The following is a 22,835-nucleotide window of genomic DNA, read 5'->3' on the forward strand; positions in this document are numbered from 1 at the left end:
GGCGGGGTGCTACGACCCGCCCACTATAGGGCAAGCCCGGCCAATGTGAATAGGCCAATGGACGCATTTGCTGGGGAGGAATGTCTCCCCAGCATGCGCGGGAGTGAGCCACGCAGAGTAAGAGGCCCGGTAAACCGGCGCCTCAGTCCTTATTGGCGTATGGATTCTTGCCGCCGCGGAGCCAGAGGCGGATCGGGGTTCCGGGCATATCAAAGGACTGGCGCAGGCCGTTGATCAGGTAACGCTGGTAGGACATCGGCACGACATCGGGGCGCGACGCGAAGACGATGAAGCTCGGCGGCCTAGTTTTCGCTTGCGTCATATAGCGCATCTTGAGCCGGCGACCCGAGACGGCCGGAGGTGGATGGCTCTCGGTCATGGCGATGAGCCAACGATTGAGCTTGGCGGTCGAAACGTGCGCATTCCAGGTGCGCTCGACATCGAAGACCGCCTGCATCAGCTTATCGATGTTGCGCCCGGTGAGGCCCGACAGCGTCACGAGCGGAATGCCGCGGAGCTGCGGCAGGAGGCGTTCGCATTCCGCACGGAGTTCGGCGAGCTTGGCGTTCTTGTCTTCGATCAGGTCCCATTTGTTGAGCGCAATGACCATGGAACGGCCTTCGCGCTCGACGAGATCGGCAAGCGCCAGATCCTGCTTTTCGAACGGAATGGTCGCATCGAGCAACAGGACTACGACTTCGGCATATTGGATGGAGCGAAGGCTATCGCCCACCGCCAGCTTTTCGAGCTTCTCGGTGACACGGGCGCGACGTCGAATACCAGCGGTATCAACAAGGTTGATGACGCGGCCTTCCCACTCCCAGGGCACGAGAATGGAATCGCGCGTGATGCCAGCCTCGGGACCAACGAGGACGCGATCTTCCCCAACCATCCGGTTGACGAGGGTCGACTTCCCCGCGTTCGGCCGGCCGACAATGGCGACGTTGAGATAGCGGCGCGGATTCCAGCGGAGGGTTGCTTCTTCCCCTTCGCCTTCCAGCATATCGGGCGTGATGTCGACATCGACTTCGGGCAGTTCGTCGAGATCGCCGTCGAACTCGCTCGCAGCTTCCGCGGCCTTCTTCTCTGCAGCGGTGTCGATAGCGGCCGAAACGATGGAATAGAGTTCGGACAGCCCCAGGCCATGCTCGGCCGAAAGGGCGATCGGTTCGCCGAAGCCGAGCTTGAAGGCCTCGACCAAGCCATGTTCGGCAGATTTGCTTTCGGCCTTATTACCGACGAGGTGCACGTCCTTGCCGGCCTTGCGCAGAACCTGGGCAAAGCGCTCGTCGAGCGGCACGACGCCAGCACGCGCGTCGATCATGAACAGGATGACGTCGGCGTCGCGGATGGCGAGCTCGGTCTGCTGGCGCATGCGGTCTTCGAGCGAGCCGTCCTTGACGTCCTCATAGCCTGCCGTATCGAGGACCTTGAATGTCAGGTCGGCGATATGGCCCTCGGCTTCGCGACGGTCGCGGGTCACGCCGGGCGTGTCATCGACCAGCGCGATCTTGCGGCCGACTAGGCGATTGAACAGGGTCGACTTGCCGACATTGGGGCGGCCGACAATGGCTACGGTGACCGTCATGGCCGCTCCTCGATTGGTTTAGTTTACTGCGTTGCCGGCGGCGTTGTCGTACCGGCAGCAGGCGCTGCAGGCTCAGCGGCCGGCGTTTCGGCAGCGGGTGTGGTCGTCGTCGCTGGCGCGTCAGGGGTCGTGGTTTCCGCAGGCGTGGTTGCTTCGGCTGGAGCAGCATCGGAAGCTGGTGCAGTGACTTCGTCGCCCTGGATGATCGAATCGACCGCATCGGCTGCGGTGCTCGCGTCGGCAGGCGCCTCTGGTGCAATCGCGCCATTGGAGGTCATGGCTGCGAGATAGTAGGCAACGCGGTTGCGGATGCCGTCCTGGGCCAACGGGTCATTCAGCACGGCTTCAAAGCTGGCCTTGGCTGCTTCATTGTCGCCGGCCTTGAACTGGGCGAGCCCGATCAGCTCGCGCGCAACGCGGCGCATCGGATTGTCGTCAGTCGCGATGGAGCCGACGCGGGTTTCAACATCGGCGAGTGTGCCAGTGTCGACGAGGATGCTGGCTGCTTGCAGCAATGCCAGTTCGCGCAGGCGCACATTGGACTGATCATTGGCGAGCGTATCGTAAGCGGCCACCGCGCCAGCGCTATCGCCGCTCTTGGCGAGAAGCGAGGCTTTGGCAAATTCGGCAAGCACCGGATAGCCACCGCTGCCATTGGCAGCGAGCGTATCGAGCTCGGCCTGGGCCGCAGGCAGGTCATCCTTGTTGGCGCTGTCGAGCGCGGCGTAAAGCTCCTGGGACGACTGGGCGGACTTGCTGTTGCTGTACCAGGCCCAACCTTCGTTGACCGCCACGATGGCCACAATGGCCACGGCCGCGCCGATGACGAAAGGCGCAATGCGACGCCAAAGCGCGCGCATGCGATCGGAGCGGAGCTCCTCGTCAACTTCACGGAAAATATTGTCCTCGGCCATGGCGGTCTCTGGGTCTCACGCAATTTCGCGCGTGTTTAGCACGCTACCCCCGGATTGCAAATTGGATGGGCGTTTGACAGGCGGAAATCGGCGGATGAAGGCCACTTCTCATGTGCAATTAGGAGGATATAGGGTGCGGCGGGTCGGAGGGGACGGCGTTCATGGCTTTGGCACAAGCCCAAAAGGCGGATTTCAGTTTGCCGGCATTGGTCTTTGCGCAGGCACTGAGCACCTTCAACCACAGCCTACTCCGCTCCGCGATGCTGGCGCTCCTAACGTTTCGCGGGCTGACTGCGTTTGGCCTCGGCAATGAGGCGCTGATTGCCATCAGCACAGTCGTGATCGTTTTGCCCTATGTGCTGTTGTCGCTTCCGGCCGGACGGTTGGCAGACCGATACTCCAAGACTGCTCTGATGCGGACGATGATGGGTTTGGATGTGTTGATCGTTTCTGCTGGGGCGATCGGGTTTGCGACCGGGAACACGCTGCTGATTCTCGTTGTCTTACTGTTTGCCGGGATCCAGGCGGCACTTCTGGGTCCGGCCAAGTTTGCCATACTGCCCGAATTGGCCGGTAAAAACCGGCTGCTTGACGCGAATGGGTGGATGAGCGCAACCGGAACAGTGGCCGTCATGTTGGGCCTGACGCTCGGTAGTTTTCTGGCTCTCGATAGTGCCGGGTTTTGGTTGATGCTTTTCGGTGCGCCGGCGCTGGCCGCACTAGGTTGGTTTGCCAGTCAAAGAATTGAGGAGGTCGGACCCAAGGCCCCTGCCCTTTCGCTTTCCGCTGCGGCATTTGCGGGAGACTTCGTAGACAGCTTCAGGAGATTGCGCGCGTCGACGGGTCTTATATGGCCGCTGATCGGGTCGTGCTGGTTCTGGTGTCAGGGAACAGCGCTGACAGCACTCTTGCCCATTCACGTGTCGGAGACAGGCGGGCCGGATCAAACGGCTTCGCTACTCTTCCTCGTTACGACCGTCGGTGTCGCCGCTGGGGCGATGACGGCAAGCCAATTGATCCGTCGGTTCGATCCGACTGTTCTGATCGCCGGGATGCTGACGGTGATTATATTGCCGATGCTCGACCTGGCACTTTTGCCGCATGGCTGGGACATATGGGGCATTGCGCGGGTATCGAACGATTTGACGCTGACATCTGCAGGAGCCGGATTTTTCCTTGTGCCGCTGACAGCTGCAATCCAGCGCCTGACGCAAGCTGAAGAACGCGCACGATTTGTGGGCATCAGCCACACACTGAGTGGCTTTGCCATGTGCCTCGGCGGCGTCACCATTTTCGTCTATCCGATGACCGGACTATCGGCGGGGAAGATGTTTCTGGCTTTGTCGGTTCTGACTGGATTGATCGGGGCGCTATCGTTGAGCGCCACGCTAATGCGTCGGGACCGGCAGGTCTTTAGCGGTTGAAGGCGCGCTCGCAGGCCGCATCGATGATAGCGAGTTTGGCGGCCTGGTAGCCGATGACCTCGTCGACAAAGCCGGCTGAAACCCACATCGGCGACCCGCCCCGCTTGCCGCTCCAGCCCATGCTTCCCATGGTTTCGGCTTCGCGCAACTTGCGGGTGAGATGAGTGCGCGAGATGTGAATCCAATCAGCGATTTCGGAAATCGAGGTGATGGACGTAATATAGGTCTGCTGGTCCGTGGATTGACCCGTGATGCAGGTGATCAACCAATCCATGACGATCCCGCCATTGTTGAACCAGGTGAAAAGCGAGACGGCGCCCTCCGGCTCCCGCATGCCTATGGCGGTCATGAAACTGGACGCCACCTCGATCTCAATCGCGGCGAAGGCCATGGGAACAGTTTTGAGGCTTTCCAACCGCAGACCGTTATCGATGGCATCCAGCGTGGTGAGGTGTGTTGAAAGCCAGCGATGCAGCATGTCTAGGGGTGCAGGCGAAACGATAAGCGGCTTTTCGCGCCGGTCATCGGGATTTTCGATGGCCATCGCATAGTGATAGTGCATCATTTCCTTGATGAAGGCGTCGGCAGTGTTGCGACTGGCGATGCCATATCGCTCCACTTCATCGAGAAACCGGGAAAGCGTCAGCCGAGGTGACGTTGCGCCGCCCTGCCTGAAGGCCAGAGCCATTGCGGCATGCGCGAGCAGCCATCTTTGCTGCGTTGCAAAGATTGAACTAATGCGCGGATTAAGATGAAAAGCACTAATCAGGGCACCTGACTGGCGCTGAATAAGCAGCAAAACTTCCGGGTGGCCAATTATGTCAGAAGAAGTCAGCGCCAACGCATTCACCCTCCTCCGACTTTGCAATGAAAGAAACGGTAAAGCACCGCGAGCGCTCGAATTTATGGCCGCTCCGGCGCCAACGTAATAATACTATTTAGTTCTTGCCGTACAGTATTACCCCCAAACAAAGTCAGCTTAGCTGACTATCTCAATCCAGAAATCTCCGGCAGCATTCGCGCACCAGTCATCCGGCTGCATGTGTGGACAGCAAGCAGGTTTCAAATGATAGGGTTTGCCACGGATAGTATTGCCCCCCAGGATCGCTTTGAGCACTGGCGCGAATTGCGCGCCAAACATGTGCTGGGCGTGACGCTCGAATTGCCGATCGAGCGGAGGCGCGCCTTTCAGGGTCGCTTTCGCTCCAGAACCGTAGGCAGTGCCACGGTGACATCCATTCGCGCCTCGGCCTATGTGGTCAAGCGCACCGAAAGCGATATTGCCCGTGTTGCGGGGAACAGCATCTGTATCGGTCACCAGATCGAGGGACCCGGGCATCTCGAGACCGCCGGGGGCGTCGAAAAGATCAACAAGGGCGACATGATCATTGGGTTCAGCGATGCGCCATTTGTCGCAACGCCGACTGGCGACAAGGCTTTTCACTACAGGATGACCCGCATTCCGTTGACGGCGGGATTGGCCATGGGCGCCGCCATCGACGACATGCAATCGGCGCGAGTGGACACCTCGTCCACCGCCGTTCGGCCCATGCAGGCCCTATTCAAGGCCGTTCATGGGAGCGCCTTGGCGTCAATCATGGAGGATGCCGCGGGGACCGATCTCGGTCGACTTGCGCTGGCGGTCAGGGGCTTGCTGCCGATCGGCATTCCGGAAATTCGCAGGGCGATGCGGCATGGCCTTTATCATGCGGCGCTCGACATCATGGATGCCAACAAGAGCGAGCCTGGCCTGACGCCCGATAAGGTCGCAGGAATCATCGGCATTTCACGTCGGCAATTGTTCACCGTCTTCGAAGAGGCGGAAACGAGCTTTGCCAAAACGCTTTCCGTCATGCGCATTCGCGCGGCGCGGCAGTGGCTTCTCGAGAGGCCAACGGCGCCGGTGATCGACATCGCCTTCGGCTGCGGCTTTGAAAGTGTCGCGACCTTTTATCGGGTGTTCAGCAAAGCTTACGGCATGTCTCCGAGTGACCTGCGCCATAGCGAGCACATTGGCTGACCCTAACTGGGTGTACCCAATAATGGTCGGGACATTGCCCGCCGCCTGCACGCAATGAGAAGACTTACCGCATAGATCGCCTGATTATGACAGCCGACACCACCGTGCTTATGGGAATGCACGGTGGTGGACAGCGTCATTGGAGGTTGCATTGGGCCAGGGACAGGGCACCGAGACCGCCGAACAACGGACCGCCGCGGAGAGGCGGGTTCGGCAAGATAGCGAACTTTTCGGGTCATATGGCAAGCGGCCGCGCTTCTTCGGAAGACAGGGCATGCCGCCAAAAAAGGAAACGGATATCGACCAACCTGCGTTCGGGCGGCGGGTGCAGCCGCCGAAGTCGCAGATTTCCCTACAGAAAGAGCGGCTTCGCGGCCTCTATGCCGAGCTGTGGATGGTCTTTTCCGATCCAGCCTATCCCCAGAATGGGGTGCCGATCCAATATCAGGATGGTGAGACGCCGGTCATAAGGCTTGGCGATCAGGCAGTAATTTCGGTCGATGCGCAGACAGGTGCGTTCGTCTTCCGCAATGAAGACGGCACGGGATCGAGCGACACGATCACGACCTCGGATATCGACCGGCTGATGGATTTTCTCGTCGCGCATCTGACACGGATGGAAGGGACGCCGCAGGGCGGGCTCGCCCATGTCGAAAAGAGCGTGGGGCGCTCGATTGAAGATGTCGAGCGCGTCTTGATCCTCTCGACGCTTCGGCACTGCCAGGGCAATCGCACCATGACGGCGCGCATGCTGGGCATTTCGCTGCGTACTCTGCGAAACAAGCTGCACGCCTATTGGGCAAGCCTGATCGCCGAGGGTCAACGGTCGCCAGATGCCCTGACCTGAGCTTTTGCACGCAACGAAAAGACGGTGTCACGTTCGCGTGGCGCCGTCAGTTCCATAACAAGGCACAATCCGGGGGGATGACATGGCCTGGTTTTATATCAAGCTGCCGCGCGGAACGCTGAAGGTGAAACCGCGATCGCAAATGCGCACGCTCGAACTGGCGCGCCACGTGCCAGTGCTCGACCTTGGCTTCTTCGTGATGAGTTGGTGGAGCGACGCGATGATGCGGGAAGATGACCGGCATCGACCAGCAATAGAAAAAAGGGGCCGATAGCGGCCCCTTTTATTGAATGTGAACGGCGTTTAGCCGACGTCATTCCCACTCGATCGTGCCGGGCGGCTTGCTCGTGACGTCATATACGACACGGTTGATGCCGCGGACTTCGTTGATGATGCGGGTGGCAGTCTTTCCGAGGAAGTTCATGTCGAACTGGTAGAAATCTGCGGTCATGCCATCGACCGAGGTCACCGCGCGGAGGGCGCAGACGAATTCGTAGGTGCGGCCATCGCCCATGACCCCGACGGTCTGGACCGGAAGCAGCACGGCAAAGGCCTGCCAGATCTTGTCGTATTGGCCGGACTTGCGGATTTCGTCGAGATAGATGGCGTCCGCTTGACGGAGGATATCGAGCTTTTCGGGCGTGATACCGCCGGGGCAACGGATGGCAAGGCCGGGCCCCGGGAACGGGTGGCGGCCGATGAAGCTATCCGGAATGCCGAGTTCGCGGCCAAGGACACGGACTTCATCCTTGAACAGTTCGCGCAGGGGTTCGACGAGCTGCATGTTCATGCGCTCGGGGAGACCGCCGACATTGTGGTGGCTCTTGATGGTGACCGAGGGACCGCCGGTGAAAGAGACGCTCTCGATAACGTCGGGATAAAGCGTGCCCTGGGCGAGGAATTGCGCGCCGCCGAGCTTCTTGGCTTCGGCTTCGAACACCTCGATGAAGAGGCGGCCGATGATCTTGCGCTTGGTTTCCGGGTCGGACTGGCCGTCGAGTTCTTCGAGGAAGACCTTTGAGGCATCCACGTGGACCAGCGGGATATTGTACTGGTCGCGGAACATTGTGAGGACTTGTTCCGTCTCATTGAGACGCATCAGGCCGTGATCGACATAGATGCAGGTGAGCTGATCGCCGATGGCTTCATGGATCAACACCGCTGCGACAGAAGAGTCGACGCCGCCGGAGAGGCCGCAGATGACCTTGCCCGTGCCGACCTGAGCGCGGATCTTTTCGACCATTTTCTGGCGATAGGCGGACATGGTCCAGGTCGACTGGATGCCGCAGATCTTGTGGACGAAATTGGCGTAAAGCTTGCCGCCATCAGGGGTATGAACCACTTCGGGATGGAACTGCACGGCCCAGATGCGGCGCGCTTCGTTGGCGATCATGGCGAATGGCGCGTTGGGCGAAGTGCCGACAACCTCGAAGCCTTCAGGGATCTGCGTAACGCGGTCGCCGTGGCTCATCCAGACCTGGTGGTCGGTGCCGAGATCCCAAATGCCGGCATAGAGTTCGCTCGGCTTTTCGATGGTGACCTGAGCGCGACCGAATTCGCGATGGTGACCGGCTTCAACCTTGCCGCCCAGAGCCATGCAGAGCGCCTGCTGGCCATAGCAGATGCCGAAGATGGGCACACTTGCATCGAAAATCGCCGGATCGATGGTCGGAGCGTTTTCATCCAGCGTCGAAGCAGGGCCGCCTGAGAGCACGATACCCTTGGGTTTCAGCGCTGCAACGGCTGCGGCTGCGGCTTGAAATGGATGAATTTCGCAATAGACGCCGGTTTCGCGAATACGGCGTGCGATGAGCTGGGTCACCTGAGAGCCGAAGTCGACGATCAGGATGGAATCTTGAGCGGAAGCGGGATCTGGGAGCTGCATGGCGAGGCTTTAGCCGCAGTGCGCGGTTTTCGCAAGCGCTGCCACCGCAAGGCCGGAATGTTGCATCACAAAGGCACGATCTGCCATTTGGTGCGTTGGGACGAGGAATCGCGTGGGTAAGTACACATGAACCAAGACAACCGCCTGCTGGGCGCCGACTTTTTGCGGGCAACGGCCTGCATGGGCGTTCTGCTGCATCATCTCGCGTTCCGCATGGACATGAATTCGGTACCCGAAGCGATCCAGCCTGTGCTGCGGTTTCTGGTCTATGGCAGCTTTGGCGTGTCCGTGTTCTTTGTCCTCAGCGGTTTTCTGCTGGCGCGGCCATTTTGGCTGGCGCTTGATGCAGGCAAACCGATGCCGTCAATGCGCACCTATGCGCTGCGCCGTCTGGCGCGGATCGTCCCCGGATTTTGGCTCGCACTGGTCGTCAGCCTCTGCCTCGACCTGATGCTGGGCGGCAAGATTTTGGATGGCGAGCGGATCATTCGGTTTGTCGCCGGTTTGTTGCTGGTCAGCGATTGGCATTGGGTGACCCTGTTTCCGGTCGACAATAATGGGCCGCTTTGGTCCATCGGCTTCGAGGTAACGGCCTATCTGCTGCTGCCGCTCGGAATGGCGGCGTTGTTTGCAGCAAAGGCGCGGGATTGGCCGGCGCGGCTGCTCTGGGCTGGTGTGATCGCCGTCGTGCTGCTCGTTCATTGGATGGCGGTGCAATGGGCGCCGATCGACGAGGTGGAACGCGGCTGGAATCACGGCCTTGTCGGTGGCGCCAAGGCCTGGATGCCGCGATTTAATCCGATCGGTTTTTTTGCTATTTTCGCGTTTGGTGGCCTCGCTGCGGGCGTGCAGGTGCTGGTGCAGCGCCATAAGGGCATCGCCATGGATGTGATTGGTGGCCTCGCCGTATTGGCGACGGCGGTCATTCTCGCGGTCAATATCGGTGGACTATCGGAAGGGTTCGGCTGGCTTGGTATCCCCTATGCCTTTCCGATCATGCCGATCGCGGTGGGTGTAGCCCTGATCGCCCTGCCCTCTTCGGTCTATCTCGGGCGGGGGCTCGACATTGCACCTCTGCGCTTCATCGCCAAGATTTCCTTCGGCATCTATGTCTGGCATTTCCTGATCATGTGGCTGATCGAAAAGCTGGTGCCGGGCGCGTTCGACACGTCGGGGGACACCGGCTGGGCGACATGGCTGCAGACGAGCGGGATCGTGATTGCCGTGACCTTTGTCGTGGCAACGCTGAGCTTTTATCTGCTGGAGCAGCCAGCGGTGCGTTGGGCGCGGAAGCTGGAGCAACCCGGCAGGCGCGATGAGGCGCCGGCCGGGATCAAGACGGCTAGTTGAGAATGCCGATCGAGAGATTGAGAAGGCTCGCGAAGCTCACCCAAGCCAGATAGGGCAGGAACAGCGAGGCCGCGAGACGATCGCGCTTCCAGGTGATCAGGATGAAGCCAACGATCGTGAGCCAAAGCAGCACGATGATGGCGAAGGCCGGCCAGATCATCTGGCCGATGAACCAGACCGGCGACCAAGCCCAGTTGAGCGCCATCTGGGCGTACCAAAGCTTCATCGGCGTGCCGGTCGGGTTGTCCATGAACATGCGCCAACCGGAAATGGCAATCAGCACATAGAGGGTGAACCACACCGGCCCAAAGATCCAATTGGGTGGATTGAAGGGCGGTTTGGTGAGGGATTCGTACCAGGTGCCGGGAATGGACTGGGTGCCGATCAGCGCGCCGACGCCGACAACGACGAGAATAAAGGCGCCGAGGACAAGCCATGACCGCGGCGTCTGGTGGTGGGTGGTGGTGGCTGACATGAGCCTGCCCCTTGTTCGTGGATAACTGATCCTAGAACGTAGGGAAGTTCGCCGTGGTTCACTTCACGCCTTGCGTAGCAGGTGGCAATAAAAGCCATCCGTCCCGGTTCGGTGCGGAGTGAGAAGGACGCCGCCAGCGGGGGTCGCAAGACCAGACGGGATATCGGTGATGAAGACGCTGCGCCAGGCAGCGGCAATGTCGACCGATTTGAGTTCTGGATGCGCGGAGAGAAGCGCTGCGACCTGATCGTCGTTCTCTTCGGGGAGGATCGAGCAGGTGATGTAGACGAGCGTGCCGCCGGGCTTGAGGTAGCGCGTAGCCTCTTCAAGGATCGCGGCTTGGTCAGCCTGGCGCTGGGCGAGAAGTTCGGGCGTCAGCTTCCATTTCGTGTCCGGGCGGCGACGCCAGGTGCCCGTGCCGGTACACGGAGCATCGACAACGACGCGGTCCATCTTGCCGGCGAGGTCATCGAGAGCGCCTTGCTCTGGAGCACGGACCTGAGCATTGCGGACACCGTTGCGCTTGAGCCGATCATAAATGGGCGCGAGGCGATTGCGATCGCTGTCATAGGCAAAGATCTGGCCCTTATTGCCCATGGCCGAAGCGAGTCCGAGGGTCTTGCCCCCGGCCCCGGCACAGAGATCGAGCACCTGATCGCCGGGCTGGGCGCCGGCAAGGGCCGAAACCATCTGGCTGCCCTGATCTTGGACTTCGAACCAGCCTTTTTGGTAGCCCTCGTCGGTCGTGACATTGGGTGTGCGCGCATCGCCGGGGCCAGCCGGCATGGTGAGGCCGAGAAGGGCGTATTGGGTTTGCTGGGGCGAAAAGCGAGCGAGCGACTTGGCGACCTTTTCCGGCGTCGCTTTGAGGGCATTGACGCGAAGGTCGAGCGACGGTCGGCCGGCCATCGCCTGGCCCTCGGCGGCAAGGTCTGTGCCGAAAGCGCGCTTGAGGGACGAGGCAAGCCATTCGGGAAAATCGGCCTGGACGATATCCGGCGCGGCTTCGACCTCGGCATGTGCGCCGGCTTGTTCGAGCGGGGTCAGCGGCGCGGGGGCATGGCTGTCGTCGGCGAACATTGCGGCGAGGGTTTCGGGCGTTTCGCCCCAATGGCGGAGGACAGCCGCGAGAACCAGCGCGCGCGGCTCGTGGCTGCCCATCGCGAAAGCATACGAGGCGCGGCGCCGCAACGCGTCATAGACGAGGTTGCCGATAGCGGCACGATCGCCGGCGCCGGCAAAGCGATTGTTGAGGCCCCAGGCTTTCAGCGCCTCCGAGACGGGACGCTTGCGGGTTTCGACATCGGAAAGGACATCGATGGCGGCGGCGATACGGCCGGGAAGGCGCATGGGTCAGATACTCGGGGCGAGAAGAATTTTACCCACGAGCCATAGCCAGAAGAGCACCAGCACCGCAAGACCGGCCGAATAGACCATGAAGCGATGGAGCACATGATTGCTGGTGATGTGGATGGCGGCATGAACATAGCGCAGGACGACGAAAGCCCAGGCAAAGAGCACTTCAACCCAGCCAACGAAGCCGATCTGTAGCGCGAGAAGCGCGGCGACGAAGAAGAGAATGGGGAGCTGGAACTGATTGTCGAAATTGTTCGACAGCAGCCTGGCGCGCAGCGGATAGGCCGAACGCTCGACGGCAATGTCGGCCATCGGGATTTCGCCGCTTATCACGCGTGGCACGCGCTCGCGACCCATCATGACGAGGATGGCGACCGCAAGGAGAACCTGGGCGGCCATGGCGAGGACGAGGAGTTTTTCGGTAAGGGGCATGGCAGGGTCCGGTCGATTGCGCTGAGGCAGTAACGGGGCGGAACGCAAAATGGTTTGGCGGGGAACGCAGATGGGGGTGACCGCCGTTGCCTTGGCAAACGAGGAGCAAGGCCATGGCCCAGGACGATCACGAGGATATCTACAAGCAGTTTTCCGAGGCGGTGAACATGACGCCGGCCAAAATCGACAAGTGGCTTGAGACTGAGGAGAGCAAGGAAGTCGGTTGGCCGAAGGACGGCGACAAGGAGTCCGTCGGGCACCATTCGGGACGGCGGATTGTCGAGATCAAGCACAAGAAAAAGGCCGACCTGACCGACGCGGACTATGCGCATATGAAGAAGGTGGTCGGCTATGTGCATCGGCATCTGGCGCAGAAGCCCAAGGGCGACATCAAGGAAACCCCTTGGCGCTATTCGCTGATGAATTGGGGGCATGACCCGCTGACCGACTGACCAGCGGGCCGAAACGGTCAGCGACCGCTACGATAGTTCGGGGCTTCGCGGGTGATGGTCACGTCGTGGACGTGACTTTCGCTGAGCGCGGCACCGGAGATTTTGACGAAGGTGGCGTTCTCGCGGAAGTCCTTGAGCGTGTGCGCGCCGGTATAGCCCATCGAGGCGCGGAGGCCACCGGCGAGCTGATGGAGCACGGCGCCGACTGGGCCCTTATAGGGTACCTGGCCTTCGATGCCCTCGGGCACGAGCTTCATTTGATCGCGCACATCCTGCTGGAAATAGCGATCGGCAGAACCTGCACCCATGGCGCCGACCGAGCCCATGCCGCGATAGGATTTGTAGGAGCGGCCCTGGTAAAGGAACACTTCGCCCGGCGCTTCATCGGTGCCGGCGAGCAGCGAGCCGACCATGACGCAGGAGGCGCCACCGGCAAGGGCCTTCGCCATATCGCCCGAGAACTTGATGCCGCCATCGGCGATGACCGGAATGCCCTGCTTGTGGCCCTCCTCGGCGCAGCCCATGACGGCGGCGAGCTGAGGCACGCCGACGCCGGCGACGACGCGGGTGGTGCAGATCGAGCCCGGGCCGATACCGACCTTGACCGCGTCTGCGCCGGCATCGATCAGCGCCTTGGTGGCTTCGGAAGTGGCGACATTGCCAGCGACGATGCGGGTGGAGTTGCTCTCGCGCTTGACACGTTCGACGGCTTCGGCGACGCGCACCGAGTGGCCGTGCGCGGTGTCGATGACGAGGAGATCAACGCCGGCATCGATCAGCGCGAGGGAGCGCTCAAAGCCATTGTCACCCACGGTTGAGGCAGCAGCGACGCGCAGGCGCCCCTGTGCGTCTTTGACGGCGTTCGGGTGAAGCTGGGCCTTTTCGATGTCCTTGACGGTGATGAGGCCAATGCAGCGATAGTCTTCGTCGACGACCAAGAGCTTTTCGATACGGTGACGGTGGAGGAGAACCTTGGCTTCTTCCTTCGACACGCCTTCGCGCACCGTGATCAGGTCCTGGTGGGTCATTAGCTCGGAGATCGGCTGGGCCGGGCTCGAGGCGAAGCGCACGTCGCGGTTGGTGAGAATGCCGACGAGCTTGCCGATGGCACGGCCGCCGGAGCCGCCATTTTCGACAACGGGAATGCCGGAAATGCGGCTTTTCTGCATGAGGGCCAGCGCATCGGCGAGGGTGGCGTTGGGGCCGATGGTGATGGGGTTGACCACCATGCCGCTTTCAAAGCTCTTGACCATGCGGACCTGCTCGGCCTGTTCGGTCGCCGTCAGGTTCTTATGGATAACGCCGAGCCCGCCGGCTTGGGCCATGGCGATGGCCATATTGGCTTCGGTGACTGTATCCATGGCCGAAGAAATGATCGGCAGGTTGAGCGCTATGTCCTTGGTGACATAGGTCGCAATATCGGTTTCGGTCGGCAGGATATCGGAGCGCGCGGGCTGGAGCAGCACGTCGTCGAATGTCAGCGCATAATCGCCGGTGATGGTGGTAATAATCTTCGCCAAGGCCAGACCCTTCCTGCCTTCTGAACTCATTCAGAGATGATGGAATATGAACCGGCGGAGCAAAGCTGCGGGTTCAGGTTGGCGAGGGTCAATAGCATCGGGGCCTCGGCTTGCATAGGGCCGCGCGGGACGGGAGGAATGCGTTTGGGCACCTAGCTCAACTGGGTCCCAAGTGCTATCAGGAAAAGGTTTGGGGCATTGAAAGCGCGGACGTTTTCCCAAAAGCCTCTCTGGCGGCACGAAAATCCTGCCTTGGCATGCCACTATTGACTGGCGCCGCCCGTTTCATCGGCTCATAGTCTCCAGGTCGCATTCGCGGCATTTTCCGATTCATAGGGATTGGTCCCTTGATCCGCGTTACACCGCTCATTCTGGCGGTCGCCCTGTTCATGGAACAGATGGACTCGACCGTCATCGCCACGTCCCTGCCCGCTATCGCCGCCGATATCGGCAGCGATCCTATTGCGCTGAAACTGGCGCTGACGGCGTATTTCGTGGCGCTGGCGATCTTTATCCCCTTGAGTGGATGGATGGCCGACCGGTTCGGCGCCAAGAACATTTTCCGGCTCGCGATCTTCATCTTCATGCTCGGCTCGCTCGCCTGCTCTTTTGCGTTTTCGCTCGAGAGTTTCGTGATCTCGCGGTTCTTCCAGGGGATCGGCTCATCGATGATGACGCCGGTCGGGCGCTTGCTGCTGGTGCGCTCGACACCGCGCAATGAACTGGTTTCGGCCATGGCCTGGCTGACGGTGCCTGCGCTGATCGCGCCGGTGACCGGGCCGCTGATCGGCGGGTTTTTGACGACCTATCTCTCGTGGCACTGGATTTTCTGGATCAATATTCCGATCGGCATTGCCGGGATCATCCTTGCTGGAATTTTCCTCCAGGTGCCGGATGAGCGAACGCCGCGGCCGGTCGATCTCATCGGTTTTTTTATTGCCTCGGTGGCATTTTCGGGCACCGTGTTTGGGCTCTCGGTGATCAGCCTTCCCGCGCTGCCGATCATCTACGGTTATCTGACGATCGCGGTGGGCGTCACGGCGGGGATCTTCTATTTTCTCCACGCCAAGCGGGCGCCCTATCCGCTGCTCGACCCAAAGCTTCTTCGCCACCGCTATTTTCGATCCTCGATCACGGGAGGCTCGTTCTTCCGCGTCGGGGTTGGCGCCATTCCGTTTCTGTTGCCGCTCATGTTGCAACTTGGTTTTGGGCTCACCCCGTTTCAATCGGGTGCCATTACGTTCGTGTCCGCCATCGGCGCGATCGTAAGTAAATTTCTCACCGAATGGCTCTACGCCCGGTTCGGCTTTCCGCGCGTCCTGGGCCTAGCCGCGATCTTCGGCGGACTGTTGATCGCGGCGCAGGGCATGTTCACGGCCACGACGCCCGTGCCGATCATGATGGCCGTTTTGGTCGGTGGCGGTGTCTTGCGCTCGGTCTTCTTCACCGGGTCCAATGCGCTCGGCTATGCCGACGTATCGGACGAGGAAGCCAGTCAGGCGACCGCTATCGTCGCGGTGTGCCAGCAGCTATCGGTGGCTTTCGGCGTCGCCGTGGCCGGCGGAATTCTCGAAGTGTCCAGCCGCTTCACCGGCGGACATCTCTCGGTACTCAATTTCCAGATCGCCTTCTTTACGGTGGGCGCCCTCAGCGCCCTCGCCAGCGTCGTTTATCTCACCCTACCCAAGAACGCCGGCGCCGATGTTTCGGGCCACCGCCGCTATATCAAGGAGTAGCGGCGGCTCAGCCGGCGCCTGATCTGTCGTGAACCGTAGTACACCCCTGATCCTCGCCACGGCCCTGTTCATGGAAAACATGGACTCGACCGTCATCGCGACCTCGCTCGCCGCCATCGCCGCCGATATCGGCACCGATCCGATTTCGTTGAAACTCGCGCTAACGGCCTATCTCGTCGCGCTCGCCATCTTCATCCCCATTTCGAGCTGGATGGCCGACCGCTTTGGCGCACGCCGCGTGTTTCGCATCGCCATGCTGGTCTTCATGATCGGCTCGATCTGCTGTGCTTTTTCCGGCTCCCTGGCGCAGTTCGTTGGCGCTCGCTTCATCCAAGGGATGGGCGGGGCGATGATGGGACCCGTGGCGCGACTGGTTCTGGTGCGCGCCACGCCGCGGCATCAATTGGTCGACGCCATGGCCTGGCTGACCATTCCGGCGCTGATCGGCCCGATCGTCGGGCCGCCCTTTGGCGGATTTCTGACGACCTATTTCTCGTGGCACTGGATTTTCATCATCAATGTGCCGATCGGAATTTTGGGCATCGTGTTGGTCGGCTTCGCGCTGCCCAACGAACATCGCAACAAGCCCCGCAATATCGATGGACCGGGCTTCGTGCTGGCAGGTCTCGCCTTTGCGCTCTTCGCCTTCGGCTGCTCCGTCGTCAGCCTGCCTGCCCTGCCTCCGATTTACGGCGTCATCTCGGCCATTGCCGGCATGGTGCTCGGGGTCTTCTACACGCGCCACGCGCTGCGCACGGAATTTCCGCTCCTTGATTTGCGGCTCTTGCGGGTGCGAACCTTCCGCATCGCCATCGTCGCCGGCACATTCTTCCGCCTTGGGCAGGGCGCGACGCCGTTTCTCTTTCCGCTGATGCTGCAATTGACGTTTGGCTTCTCGCCCTTTGAAAGCGGCATGGTGACCTTTGTCGGCGCGATCGGCGCGCTGGTCGCCAAATTCGCCGCCAATTGGATGTTTGCCCATTGGGGTTTCAAATATCCGCTCGTTTGGTCGACGGCGATTTCAGCGGCTGGCATTTATGCGATGGGGCTCTACACGCCTGAAACGCCTATCCCGCTGATCCTCGCGCTGCTGACCTTTATCGGCTTTTGGCAATCGACATTCTGGACCGGCTCCAACGCCTTCACCTTCGCCGATATCGAAGACAAGGACGCCGGCCAGGCCAATGTGATCAGTCAGGTCTGGGGCCAGTTGATGTTTGCCATGGGCGTTGCTGTGGGCGGGGGAACCTTGGAACTCGTACACCGGATGCGCGGCGGCGGCGAACTGGCGCTGATCGACTTCCACATTGCGTTCTATGTGGTCGGGACCGTGGGGCTGCTGGCGACAGTGCTGTTCCTGTCGCTGCCCAAGAATGCCGGGCATCAATTGCTCAAAAACCCACGCCCGCACTGACTCGAGTGTGACCCTCAAGACTTTGTGCTGAGGTGTGCAGCAAAGCGCATCTGGATGAGGGCCAATGACAAAGACGCGTCATTCGCCTTCGGTCTCACCCCGCCATTCGGGCATAGCCCTCATGGCCTCGTCGCCTGAAATCACTCCACTGGAGTGATTTCGCCTTCGGCCGGCGCCGAGCCCTTAAAGCCCTTGGCGACCAGATAAGCTTCAGCCGACTCGCTGCGGCTCGATGGTGGCTTGACGTGCATGGTGGTCTTGAAGTGGCGCTTGAGCATATGCAGCAGCTCATGCTCGGTGCCACCCTGAAAGACCTTGGCAACGAAAGAGCCGCCGGGATTGAGCACCTGGATCGCGAAATCGGCAGCGATCTCGATCAGATGGACGATGCGCAAGTGGTCCGTCGGGCGATGACCAGTCGTCGGCCAGGCCATGTCGCTGATAACCGCGTCGGCCTTGTGACCGCCGAGAGCGGCAAACAGCATTTCGGGCGCGTCGTCCTCGGTGAAATCCTTCTGGAGAAGGACGACGCCAGGGATCGGGTCCATTTCGAGATAATCGATGCCGATGACCAAGGGATTTTCGGCCGTCGAACCCACGGCCTTGGCCGCAACCTGCGACCAGCCGCCGGGCGCCGCGCCAAGATCGACGACGCGCATCCCCTTCTTGAAGAGCTTCTGCTTTTCGTCAATTTCCTTGATCTTGAAGGCCGCGCGCGAGCGTAAACCTTCGGAACGGGCACGGGCGACATAGGGGTCATTGAGCTGGCGCTGCAGCCATTTCGTGGACGAGGTCGTGCGTCCCTTGGCCGTCTTGAGCCGAATTTTGAGGTCACGGTCGGATTTGCGTCCGCCTGTGCCGAGGGCTTTATCCACCATGTCCGTTCCTCCGCTTGGGGCGGCTCGGCCGCTTGTGAACCTTATCTGCATCCATCAGGGAAATCAGGATGCCTTCGCGCAAGCCACGATCGGCCACGCGCACGCGCTCGGTCGGCCATTCGCGCCGAATGGCTTCGAAAATGGCGCAGCCCGGCAAAACCAGATCGGCGCGATCCCGGCCAATGCAGGGATGGGTGACGCGACGATCAAACGGCATATTGAGCAGCACACGCATGATCTCGTCGACCTCGCCGCTCTTGAGCCAGAGACCATCGACCTTTTGGCGCTCATAGCGCTCAAGCCCGAGGTGAAGACCGGCAAGCGTCGTAACCGTGCCCGAGGTGCCGATCAAATGCACCGGATGGGTCGCGATCATCTGGCGAAGCTTTTCGCGGCCGCGGAACTGCTTGAGATGCTCTGCAACGAAAGCAACCATCGCCTCGAACACCTCTGGCGTCACATCGACGCCGCCAAAGCGTTCGGCGATGGAAACGACACCCACCGGCAGCGACTGCCAGGAGCGGATCGAGGCCGACATGCGGCCCTGCGAGCGGGGACGGCCACCGCGAAAATCGAGCCAGGCCAGTTCAGACGAACCACCGCCGATATCGAACATCAACGCGCCCTGGGCGCTATCGTCGATGAGGTCGGCACAACCCGTGACGGCGAGCTCGGCCTCGGTACGACGATCGACGATTTCGAGCTCGATGCCGAGCTCGTCCTTCACGCGACCGAGAAATTCCGGGCCGTTTTCAGCAGCACGGCAGGCTTCGGTCGCAATCAACCGCATGCGCGTCGGCTGGTGGTCGCGCAGCTTGTTGCGGCACTGTTTCAGCGCCTCCATGGTGCGTTCCATTGCGGCATCGCCAAGGCGCCCCGTGACCGAAACCCCTTCGCCGAGGCGCACGATGCGGGTGAAGCCGTCGAGCACACGAAAACCGTGGTCATGCGGGCGGGCAATCAGCAGGCGGCAGTTATTGGTCCCAAGATCGAGCGCTGCATAAAGCGGCCCTCGTGCGCGCCTTGGCGCATGCGACGTCCGCGGCTCCGCCTGATGTGGCGCAGCCGAGCCCCTTTCCTTCCGATCGGGGCCGGAAGGCGTGCGGAGCGCCGTGCCGGTCCGGGCGACCGACAGGGCAGCGGACCGATTCGAATCGGTCACTTGGTTCTCCTGACGCTGCGCGGTCGCTGGCCAGCATTGCCGGCCGCGCCCAAGGCGCAGCTTTTGTGTTGCATTGTTGAAAAAGACGGTACTTGAACGGGACGCCGAGCGCAATGCACACATTCATTGTGCAAACCTGCGCCCTACCCGCTTGCAATCCGCTTCTGCTTTGTCTAATGGAAAGCCGCGCCGCCAAGAAGCTCAGGCTTCACCACCGAAGCGGTCGGCCAGCAGGCCCTGCTGGGGAATAGTTCAACGGTAGAACAGCGGACTCTGACTCCGTCGATCTTGGTTCGAATCCAGGTTCCCCAGCCAAAACTTCCTGCATTTATCGAAAAGCTAAGCGGTCTGTGCTTTGTGTGATTGTTTCACACATTCCGACTCAACCGAAAGTTGACGGCCTGCGTCTCGAAGCTTTGCATCACCGCAGCGAGGCGTTGGGCTTTAGGTCCAATCCTGGAGTTGCGCCAGGTACCCTTCCGGAAACCCGTGCATGGATGCGCCGTCGCGTAGGTGCCGGAGATAGGCTGCGTTGGGGCGGTGTGCGCCATCCTGCGCTACAGCGATATAGGTCTGCACTAGATGCGGCCGGCCATCGACTAGCACCTCGATCTCCACCCGATTGTAGCTATTGAGCTCTGCCGCCCGCTCGACAACAAAATCTTCGTAGGCGTCGAGGCGCTCGATATTCTCAGCCGAGAGCCTATAGACCACGCCCAGTGTCTCGGCGCCCGGTCGCGGCGTGATGGAGGCGACGCCGCATTCGCGAGTGACCGAATGTCGCGGGAAGCAAAGCACGTGGTCCGCCAAAACCCCGATGCCGACGACTTCGGCTCCAGGGCAGCGTGCCTGCATTTGCGCGAGGTCCATGTTGGAGCCATAGGCGAAATAGAGAAAGTGCTGTTTCATCGCCTCGGCACTTCGGCGACGAACTCAGCATAGGAGCCAGAGGTCGCTAGCCCCAGCAGATGATCCAGCGCCGCTAAAGGATCATCGGCGGCATCGATCCTGAGGTCGAGATCGGGATAGGCTTGGCTCCCCTGTACCAGCAGGGCGGACGAACGGACGCCACGGCTGTCGCCCCCCGCCGCTGCACCTGCCAAGAGCGCGTCGAGCAGTGCCCGCGCCAGGTTGCCCTCCGCCGCGCGAAACGCTGCCATCATGTTCTCGATCACGGCGCGACCCGTCAGCATGTTGCCTGCCACCGCGACATTGGTGTCCAGCACATGCCCTGCAAACCCAATGCAGTCCGACCCGGTCCAACCCGCCGTCCGCCCGACAGCGTCGACCAACACCACCTGACGCCGATTGGCCTCGACGTCATTTGTGAGCGCCGCCGCCAGCGCCGCATCGGCTGGTTGGCCATCGAGCAGCGCCAGCGCATCGATCGCAAGGTACGGATTAGTCATCGCCTGCGTCGCCGCCGCGCCCATTTTGCCCCGCACATGAGGCACCAGCGCACCCACCATCGGACCGGCCGTTGCTGTCGCCACTCCGAAGGCGCCACTGACCGGATCACGCGCAATTATGGAAAACGTCATTCGGGCATCCTCGCAGGCAAAGAAGATTTATCATCATAAATTGACATGGTGCAAATTTATGCTGATAAATTGACCATGCTCTGCTGCATAGCGCAACCGCACGGCAAGGGCGAGGGAACGCAAGGAGAGGTTTTCACTATGATCCGCACATGGAAAGGCGTCGCGGCGCTGCTTTTGGCCGCCACTTCGCTCAGCTTTGTTTCGCCGGCGTTCGCTCAGACGCCGCCCAACATCCTCGTCATCGGCCAGATCGCCGAACCGGCTTCGCTCGATCCGCATGTCTCGACCGCCGCCAACGATTTCCGCATCGCCGTCAACATCTACGACGGCCTCGTGCGCAACACGCCCGGCACGCTCGAAATCGAACCGGCGCTGGCCACCGACTGGACCATTTCCGACGATGGCCTCGAATACACCTTCAATCTGCGCGAAGGCGTGACCTTCCACGACGGCACCCCGTTCAATGCTGAAGCGGTGAAATTCAACTTCGATCGCATGCTGAAGGAAGACCATCCCTTCGCGTCGACAGGCCCCTTCCCGCTCGCCTTCTTCTTTTCTTCGGTCAAGGACGTTGCGGTGGTGGATGACCTGACGGTCAAATTCACGCTCAACGAACCCTTTGCCCCGTTCATGAGCAATCTGGCCTCGCCCACTGGCCTCATCGTCTCGCCGGCCGCCGTCGAACAATATGGCAAGGATTACGGTCGCCATCCCGTCGGCACGGGCCCGTTCAAGTTCGAGGAATGGCAGTCCAATACCAGCGTCGTCGCCTCGCGCAACGATGCCTATTGGGATGGCGCCCCCTCGCTCGAAGCGGTCATCTTCCGCCCGATCACCGACGCCAATACCCGGGTTGCCGAAATGCTCTCGGGCGGCATCGACGTGCTGCTCGAAACCCCGCCCGACAATGTTGCCCAGTTCCGCGACGACGCCAATTACCAGGTCGTCGAAGCCGTCGGCCCCCATGTCTGGTACGTGATGCTCAACGCCAAGGACGGTCCCTTTGCCGACAAGCGTGTGCGCCAGGCGGTGAACTACGCGGTCAACAAGGAAAGCCTCGTCAACGACGTGCTCCAGGGCACGGCAGACGTGTCCGCCGGCCCAATCCCGCCCGCCTTCAACTGGGCCTATAACGAAGACGTCGCGCCCTATCCCTATGATCCGGCAAAGGCCAAGGAACTCCTCGCCGAAGCTGGGGCGGAAGGCGCAAAACTCACCTTCCTCGTCACCGAAGGCGGCTCGGGCATGCTCGATCCCGTCCCCATGGGCACCGCTATCCAGGCCGATCTCGCGGCCGTCGGGCTCGATGTCGAGATCAAGACCTATGAGTGGAACACCTTCCTCTCCGAGGTGAATCCCGGCCTCGAAGGCAAGGGCGACATGGCCGAAATGGCCTGGATGACCTCCGACCCCGACACCCTGCCCTTCCTGACCCTGCGCACAGCGGCCTTCCCGGCCGAAGGCGGCTTCAACTCGTCCTATTATTCCAACCCGGAAGTCGACGCCCTCCTCGACAAGGCGCGTCTCTCGACCGATCCTGCCGAGCGCGGCGAACTTTATAAGCAGGTCCAGGCCATCACCCACGAAGATGCCCCCTGGCTCTTCGTTGCCAACTGGAAGCAGAACGCCGTCGTCACCAGCGCCGTCGGTGATTTCGAACTGCAGCCGGACTTTTCTCTAGTTTTGCGAGATGTGACGAAGCAGTAAATCTGTGCCGGTTGGGGGCATGCCCCTCATCCGGCGCTATGCGCCACCTTCTCCCCGAGGGGGAGAAGAATGGTCCGGCGCTCGCCTCTTGTTCCTCTCCCCATCGGGGAGAGGGTGGATCGCGCAAAGCGCGA

Annotated in this window: 21 protein-coding genes and 1 tRNA gene; 10 read left to right on the forward strand and 12 right to left on the reverse strand. The window is 61.1% G+C overall.

Going from position 1 to position 22,835, the window contains the following annotated elements; genetic code table 11:
- Window positions 1-142: 142 nt before the first annotated feature.
- Together der and ASG47_RS02700 are read right to left on the reverse strand one after the other, a co-directional pair.
- Window positions 143-1,588, reverse strand: a complete 1,446-nt coding sequence (der, locus tag ASG47_RS02695; RefSeq protein WP_061907172.1) for a ribosome biogenesis GTPase Der — start codon at window positions 1,586-1,588, stop codon at window positions 143-145.
- 23 nt (window positions 1,589-1,611) lie between these two features.
- The gene (locus ASG47_RS02700) at window positions 1,612-2,502 is read right to left on the reverse strand and encodes a tetratricopeptide repeat protein (protein WP_061907173.1); all 891 of its coding nucleotides are present in this window, start codon (window positions 2,500-2,502) and stop codon (window positions 1,612-1,614) included.
- A 161-nt stretch (window positions 2,503-2,663) separates the two neighbouring features.
- On the opposite strand from ASG47_RS02700, the gene ASG47_RS02705 reads away from it, so the two are divergent.
- Window positions 2,664-3,926, forward strand: coding sequence for an MFS transporter (locus ASG47_RS02705; RefSeq protein ID WP_061907174.1), 1,263 nt, complete (start codon window positions 2,664-2,666; stop codon window positions 3,924-3,926).
- On the opposite strand, the gene ASG47_RS02710 is transcribed toward ASG47_RS02705, so the two are convergent.
- Complete coding sequence (locus ASG47_RS02710; protein ID WP_244487023.1) at window positions 3,916-4,614, reverse strand: hypothetical protein; 699 nt, start codon at window positions 4,612-4,614, stop codon at window positions 3,916-3,918. The two genes, ASG47_RS02705 and ASG47_RS02710, sit on opposite strands and share 11 nt — an antisense overlap.
- Window positions 4,615-4,992: 378 nt before the next feature.
- On the opposite strand from ASG47_RS02710, the gene ASG47_RS02715 reads away from it, so the two are divergent.
- From ASG47_RS02715 to ASG47_RS02725, 3 genes are all read left to right on the forward strand, one after another.
- A complete protein-coding gene (locus tag ASG47_RS02715) occupies window positions 4,993-5,946 on the forward strand; it encodes an AraC family transcriptional regulator (RefSeq protein WP_061907175.1) in 954 nt (317 codons plus the stop codon).
- Window positions 5,947-6,220: 274 nt separating this feature from the next.
- Window positions 6,221-6,793: a helix-turn-helix domain-containing protein gene (locus ASG47_RS21175; protein ID WP_061907176.1), complete on the forward strand. Its 573-nt coding sequence runs from the start codon at window positions 6,221-6,223 to the stop codon at window positions 6,791-6,793.
- Window positions 6,794-6,875: 82 nt separating this feature from the next.
- The gene (locus tag ASG47_RS02725) at window positions 6,876-7,067 is read left to right on the forward strand and encodes a hypothetical protein (RefSeq protein WP_061907177.1); all 192 of its coding nucleotides are present in this window, start codon (window positions 6,876-6,878) and stop codon (window positions 7,065-7,067) included.
- A gap of 39 nt (window positions 7,068-7,106) precedes the next feature.
- Here ASG47_RS02725 and guaA read toward each other — a convergent pair whose 3' ends face one another.
- Window positions 7,107-8,678, reverse strand: a complete 1,572-nt coding sequence (gene guaA / locus ASG47_RS02730) for a glutamine-hydrolyzing GMP synthase (RefSeq protein WP_061907178.1) — start codon at window positions 8,676-8,678, stop codon at window positions 7,107-7,109.
- 126 nt (window positions 8,679-8,804) lie between these two features.
- Between guaA and ASG47_RS02735 the strand changes: the two genes are divergently transcribed.
- The gene (locus ASG47_RS02735; RefSeq protein ID WP_061907179.1) at window positions 8,805-10,028 is read left to right on the forward strand and encodes an acyltransferase family protein; all 1,224 of its coding nucleotides are present in this window, start codon (window positions 8,805-8,807) and stop codon (window positions 10,026-10,028) included.
- Here ASG47_RS02735 and ASG47_RS02740 read toward each other — a convergent pair.
- From ASG47_RS02740 to ASG47_RS02750, 3 genes are all read right to left on the reverse strand, one after another.
- On the reverse strand, window positions 10,021-10,503 hold the full coding sequence (locus ASG47_RS02740; protein WP_061907180.1) for a TspO/MBR family protein: 483 nt from the start codon (window positions 10,501-10,503) through the stop codon (window positions 10,021-10,023). The two genes, ASG47_RS02735 and ASG47_RS02740, sit on opposite strands and share 8 nt — an antisense overlap.
- A gap of 63 nt (window positions 10,504-10,566) precedes the next feature.
- Window positions 10,567-11,853, reverse strand: coding sequence for an RsmB/NOP family class I SAM-dependent RNA methyltransferase (locus tag ASG47_RS02745; protein WP_061907181.1), 1,287 nt, complete (start codon window positions 11,851-11,853; stop codon window positions 10,567-10,569).
- Window positions 11,854-11,856: 3 nt separating this feature from the next.
- Window positions 11,857-12,291, reverse strand: a complete 435-nt coding sequence (locus tag ASG47_RS02750) for an MAPEG family protein (protein ID WP_061907182.1) — start codon at window positions 12,289-12,291, stop codon at window positions 11,857-11,859.
- A 113-nt stretch (window positions 12,292-12,404) separates the two neighbouring features.
- Here ASG47_RS02750 and ASG47_RS02755 point away from each other — a divergent pair, with 113 nt between their 5' ends.
- The gene (locus ASG47_RS02755) at window positions 12,405-12,743 is read left to right on the forward strand and encodes a DUF3140 domain-containing protein (protein WP_061907183.1); all 339 of its coding nucleotides are present in this window, start codon (window positions 12,405-12,407) and stop codon (window positions 12,741-12,743) included.
- 17 nt (window positions 12,744-12,760) lie between these two features.
- On the opposite strand, the gene guaB is transcribed toward ASG47_RS02755, so the two are convergent.
- On the reverse strand, window positions 12,761-14,263 hold the full coding sequence (gene guaB, locus ASG47_RS02760) for an IMP dehydrogenase (protein ID WP_061907184.1): 1,503 nt from the start codon (window positions 14,261-14,263) through the stop codon (window positions 12,761-12,763).
- Window positions 14,264-14,610: 347 nt separating this feature from the next.
- Here guaB and ASG47_RS02765 point away from each other — a divergent pair, with 347 nt between their 5' ends.
- Together ASG47_RS02765 and ASG47_RS02770 are read left to right on the forward strand one after the other, a co-directional pair.
- Window positions 14,611-15,999: an MFS transporter gene (locus ASG47_RS02765; protein WP_082511515.1), complete on the forward strand. Its 1,389-nt coding sequence runs from the start codon at window positions 14,611-14,613 to the stop codon at window positions 15,997-15,999.
- Between the two features lie 28 nt (window positions 16,000-16,027).
- Complete coding sequence (locus ASG47_RS02770) at window positions 16,028-17,413, forward strand: MFS transporter (RefSeq protein ID WP_061907185.1); 1,386 nt, start codon at window positions 16,028-16,030, stop codon at window positions 17,411-17,413.
- A 140-nt stretch (window positions 17,414-17,553) separates the two neighbouring features.
- Here ASG47_RS02770 and ASG47_RS02775 read toward each other — a convergent pair whose 3' ends face one another.
- Window positions 17,554-18,291 carry an RlmE family RNA methyltransferase gene (locus tag ASG47_RS02775; protein WP_061907186.1) on the reverse strand — a complete coding sequence of 246 codons (738 nt, stop codon included), beginning with the start codon at window positions 18,289-18,291 and terminating at the stop codon, window positions 17,554-17,556.
- Window positions 18,281-19,453, reverse strand: coding sequence for a Ppx/GppA phosphatase family protein (locus ASG47_RS02780; RefSeq protein WP_061907187.1), 1,173 nt, complete (start codon window positions 19,451-19,453; stop codon window positions 18,281-18,283). Before ASG47_RS02780 ends, ASG47_RS02775 begins: the two co-directional genes overlap by 11 nt.
- A gap of 241 nt (window positions 19,454-19,694) precedes the next feature.
- Here ASG47_RS02780 and ASG47_RS02785 point away from each other — a divergent pair.
- Window positions 19,695-19,768, forward strand: a tRNA-Gln gene (locus ASG47_RS02785).
- A 129-nt stretch (window positions 19,769-19,897) separates the two neighbouring features.
- Here ASG47_RS02785 and ASG47_RS02790 read toward each other — a convergent pair.
- Window positions 19,898-20,362 carry a gamma-glutamylcyclotransferase family protein gene (locus ASG47_RS02790; protein ID WP_061907188.1) on the reverse strand — a complete coding sequence of 155 codons (465 nt, stop codon included), beginning with the start codon at window positions 20,360-20,362 and terminating at the stop codon, window positions 19,898-19,900.
- Window positions 20,359-20,994, reverse strand: a complete 636-nt coding sequence (locus tag ASG47_RS02795; protein WP_061907189.1) for a DUF1028 domain-containing protein — start codon at window positions 20,992-20,994, stop codon at window positions 20,359-20,361. The genes ASG47_RS02790 and ASG47_RS02795 overlap by 4 nt, the downstream gene beginning before the upstream one ends.
- Before the next feature lie 138 nt (window positions 20,995-21,132).
- Here ASG47_RS02795 and ASG47_RS02800 point away from each other — a divergent pair, with 138 nt between their 5' ends.
- Entirely contained in the window at window positions 21,133-22,701 is a 1,569-nt protein-coding gene (locus tag ASG47_RS02800) for an ABC transporter substrate-binding protein (RefSeq protein WP_061907291.1), read from the forward strand.
- Window positions 22,702-22,835 lie beyond the last annotated feature (134 nt).

The organism is Devosia sp. Leaf420 (genome assembly GCF_001425445.1).
GTDB lineage: Bacteria > Pseudomonadota > Alphaproteobacteria > Rhizobiales > Devosiaceae > Devosia.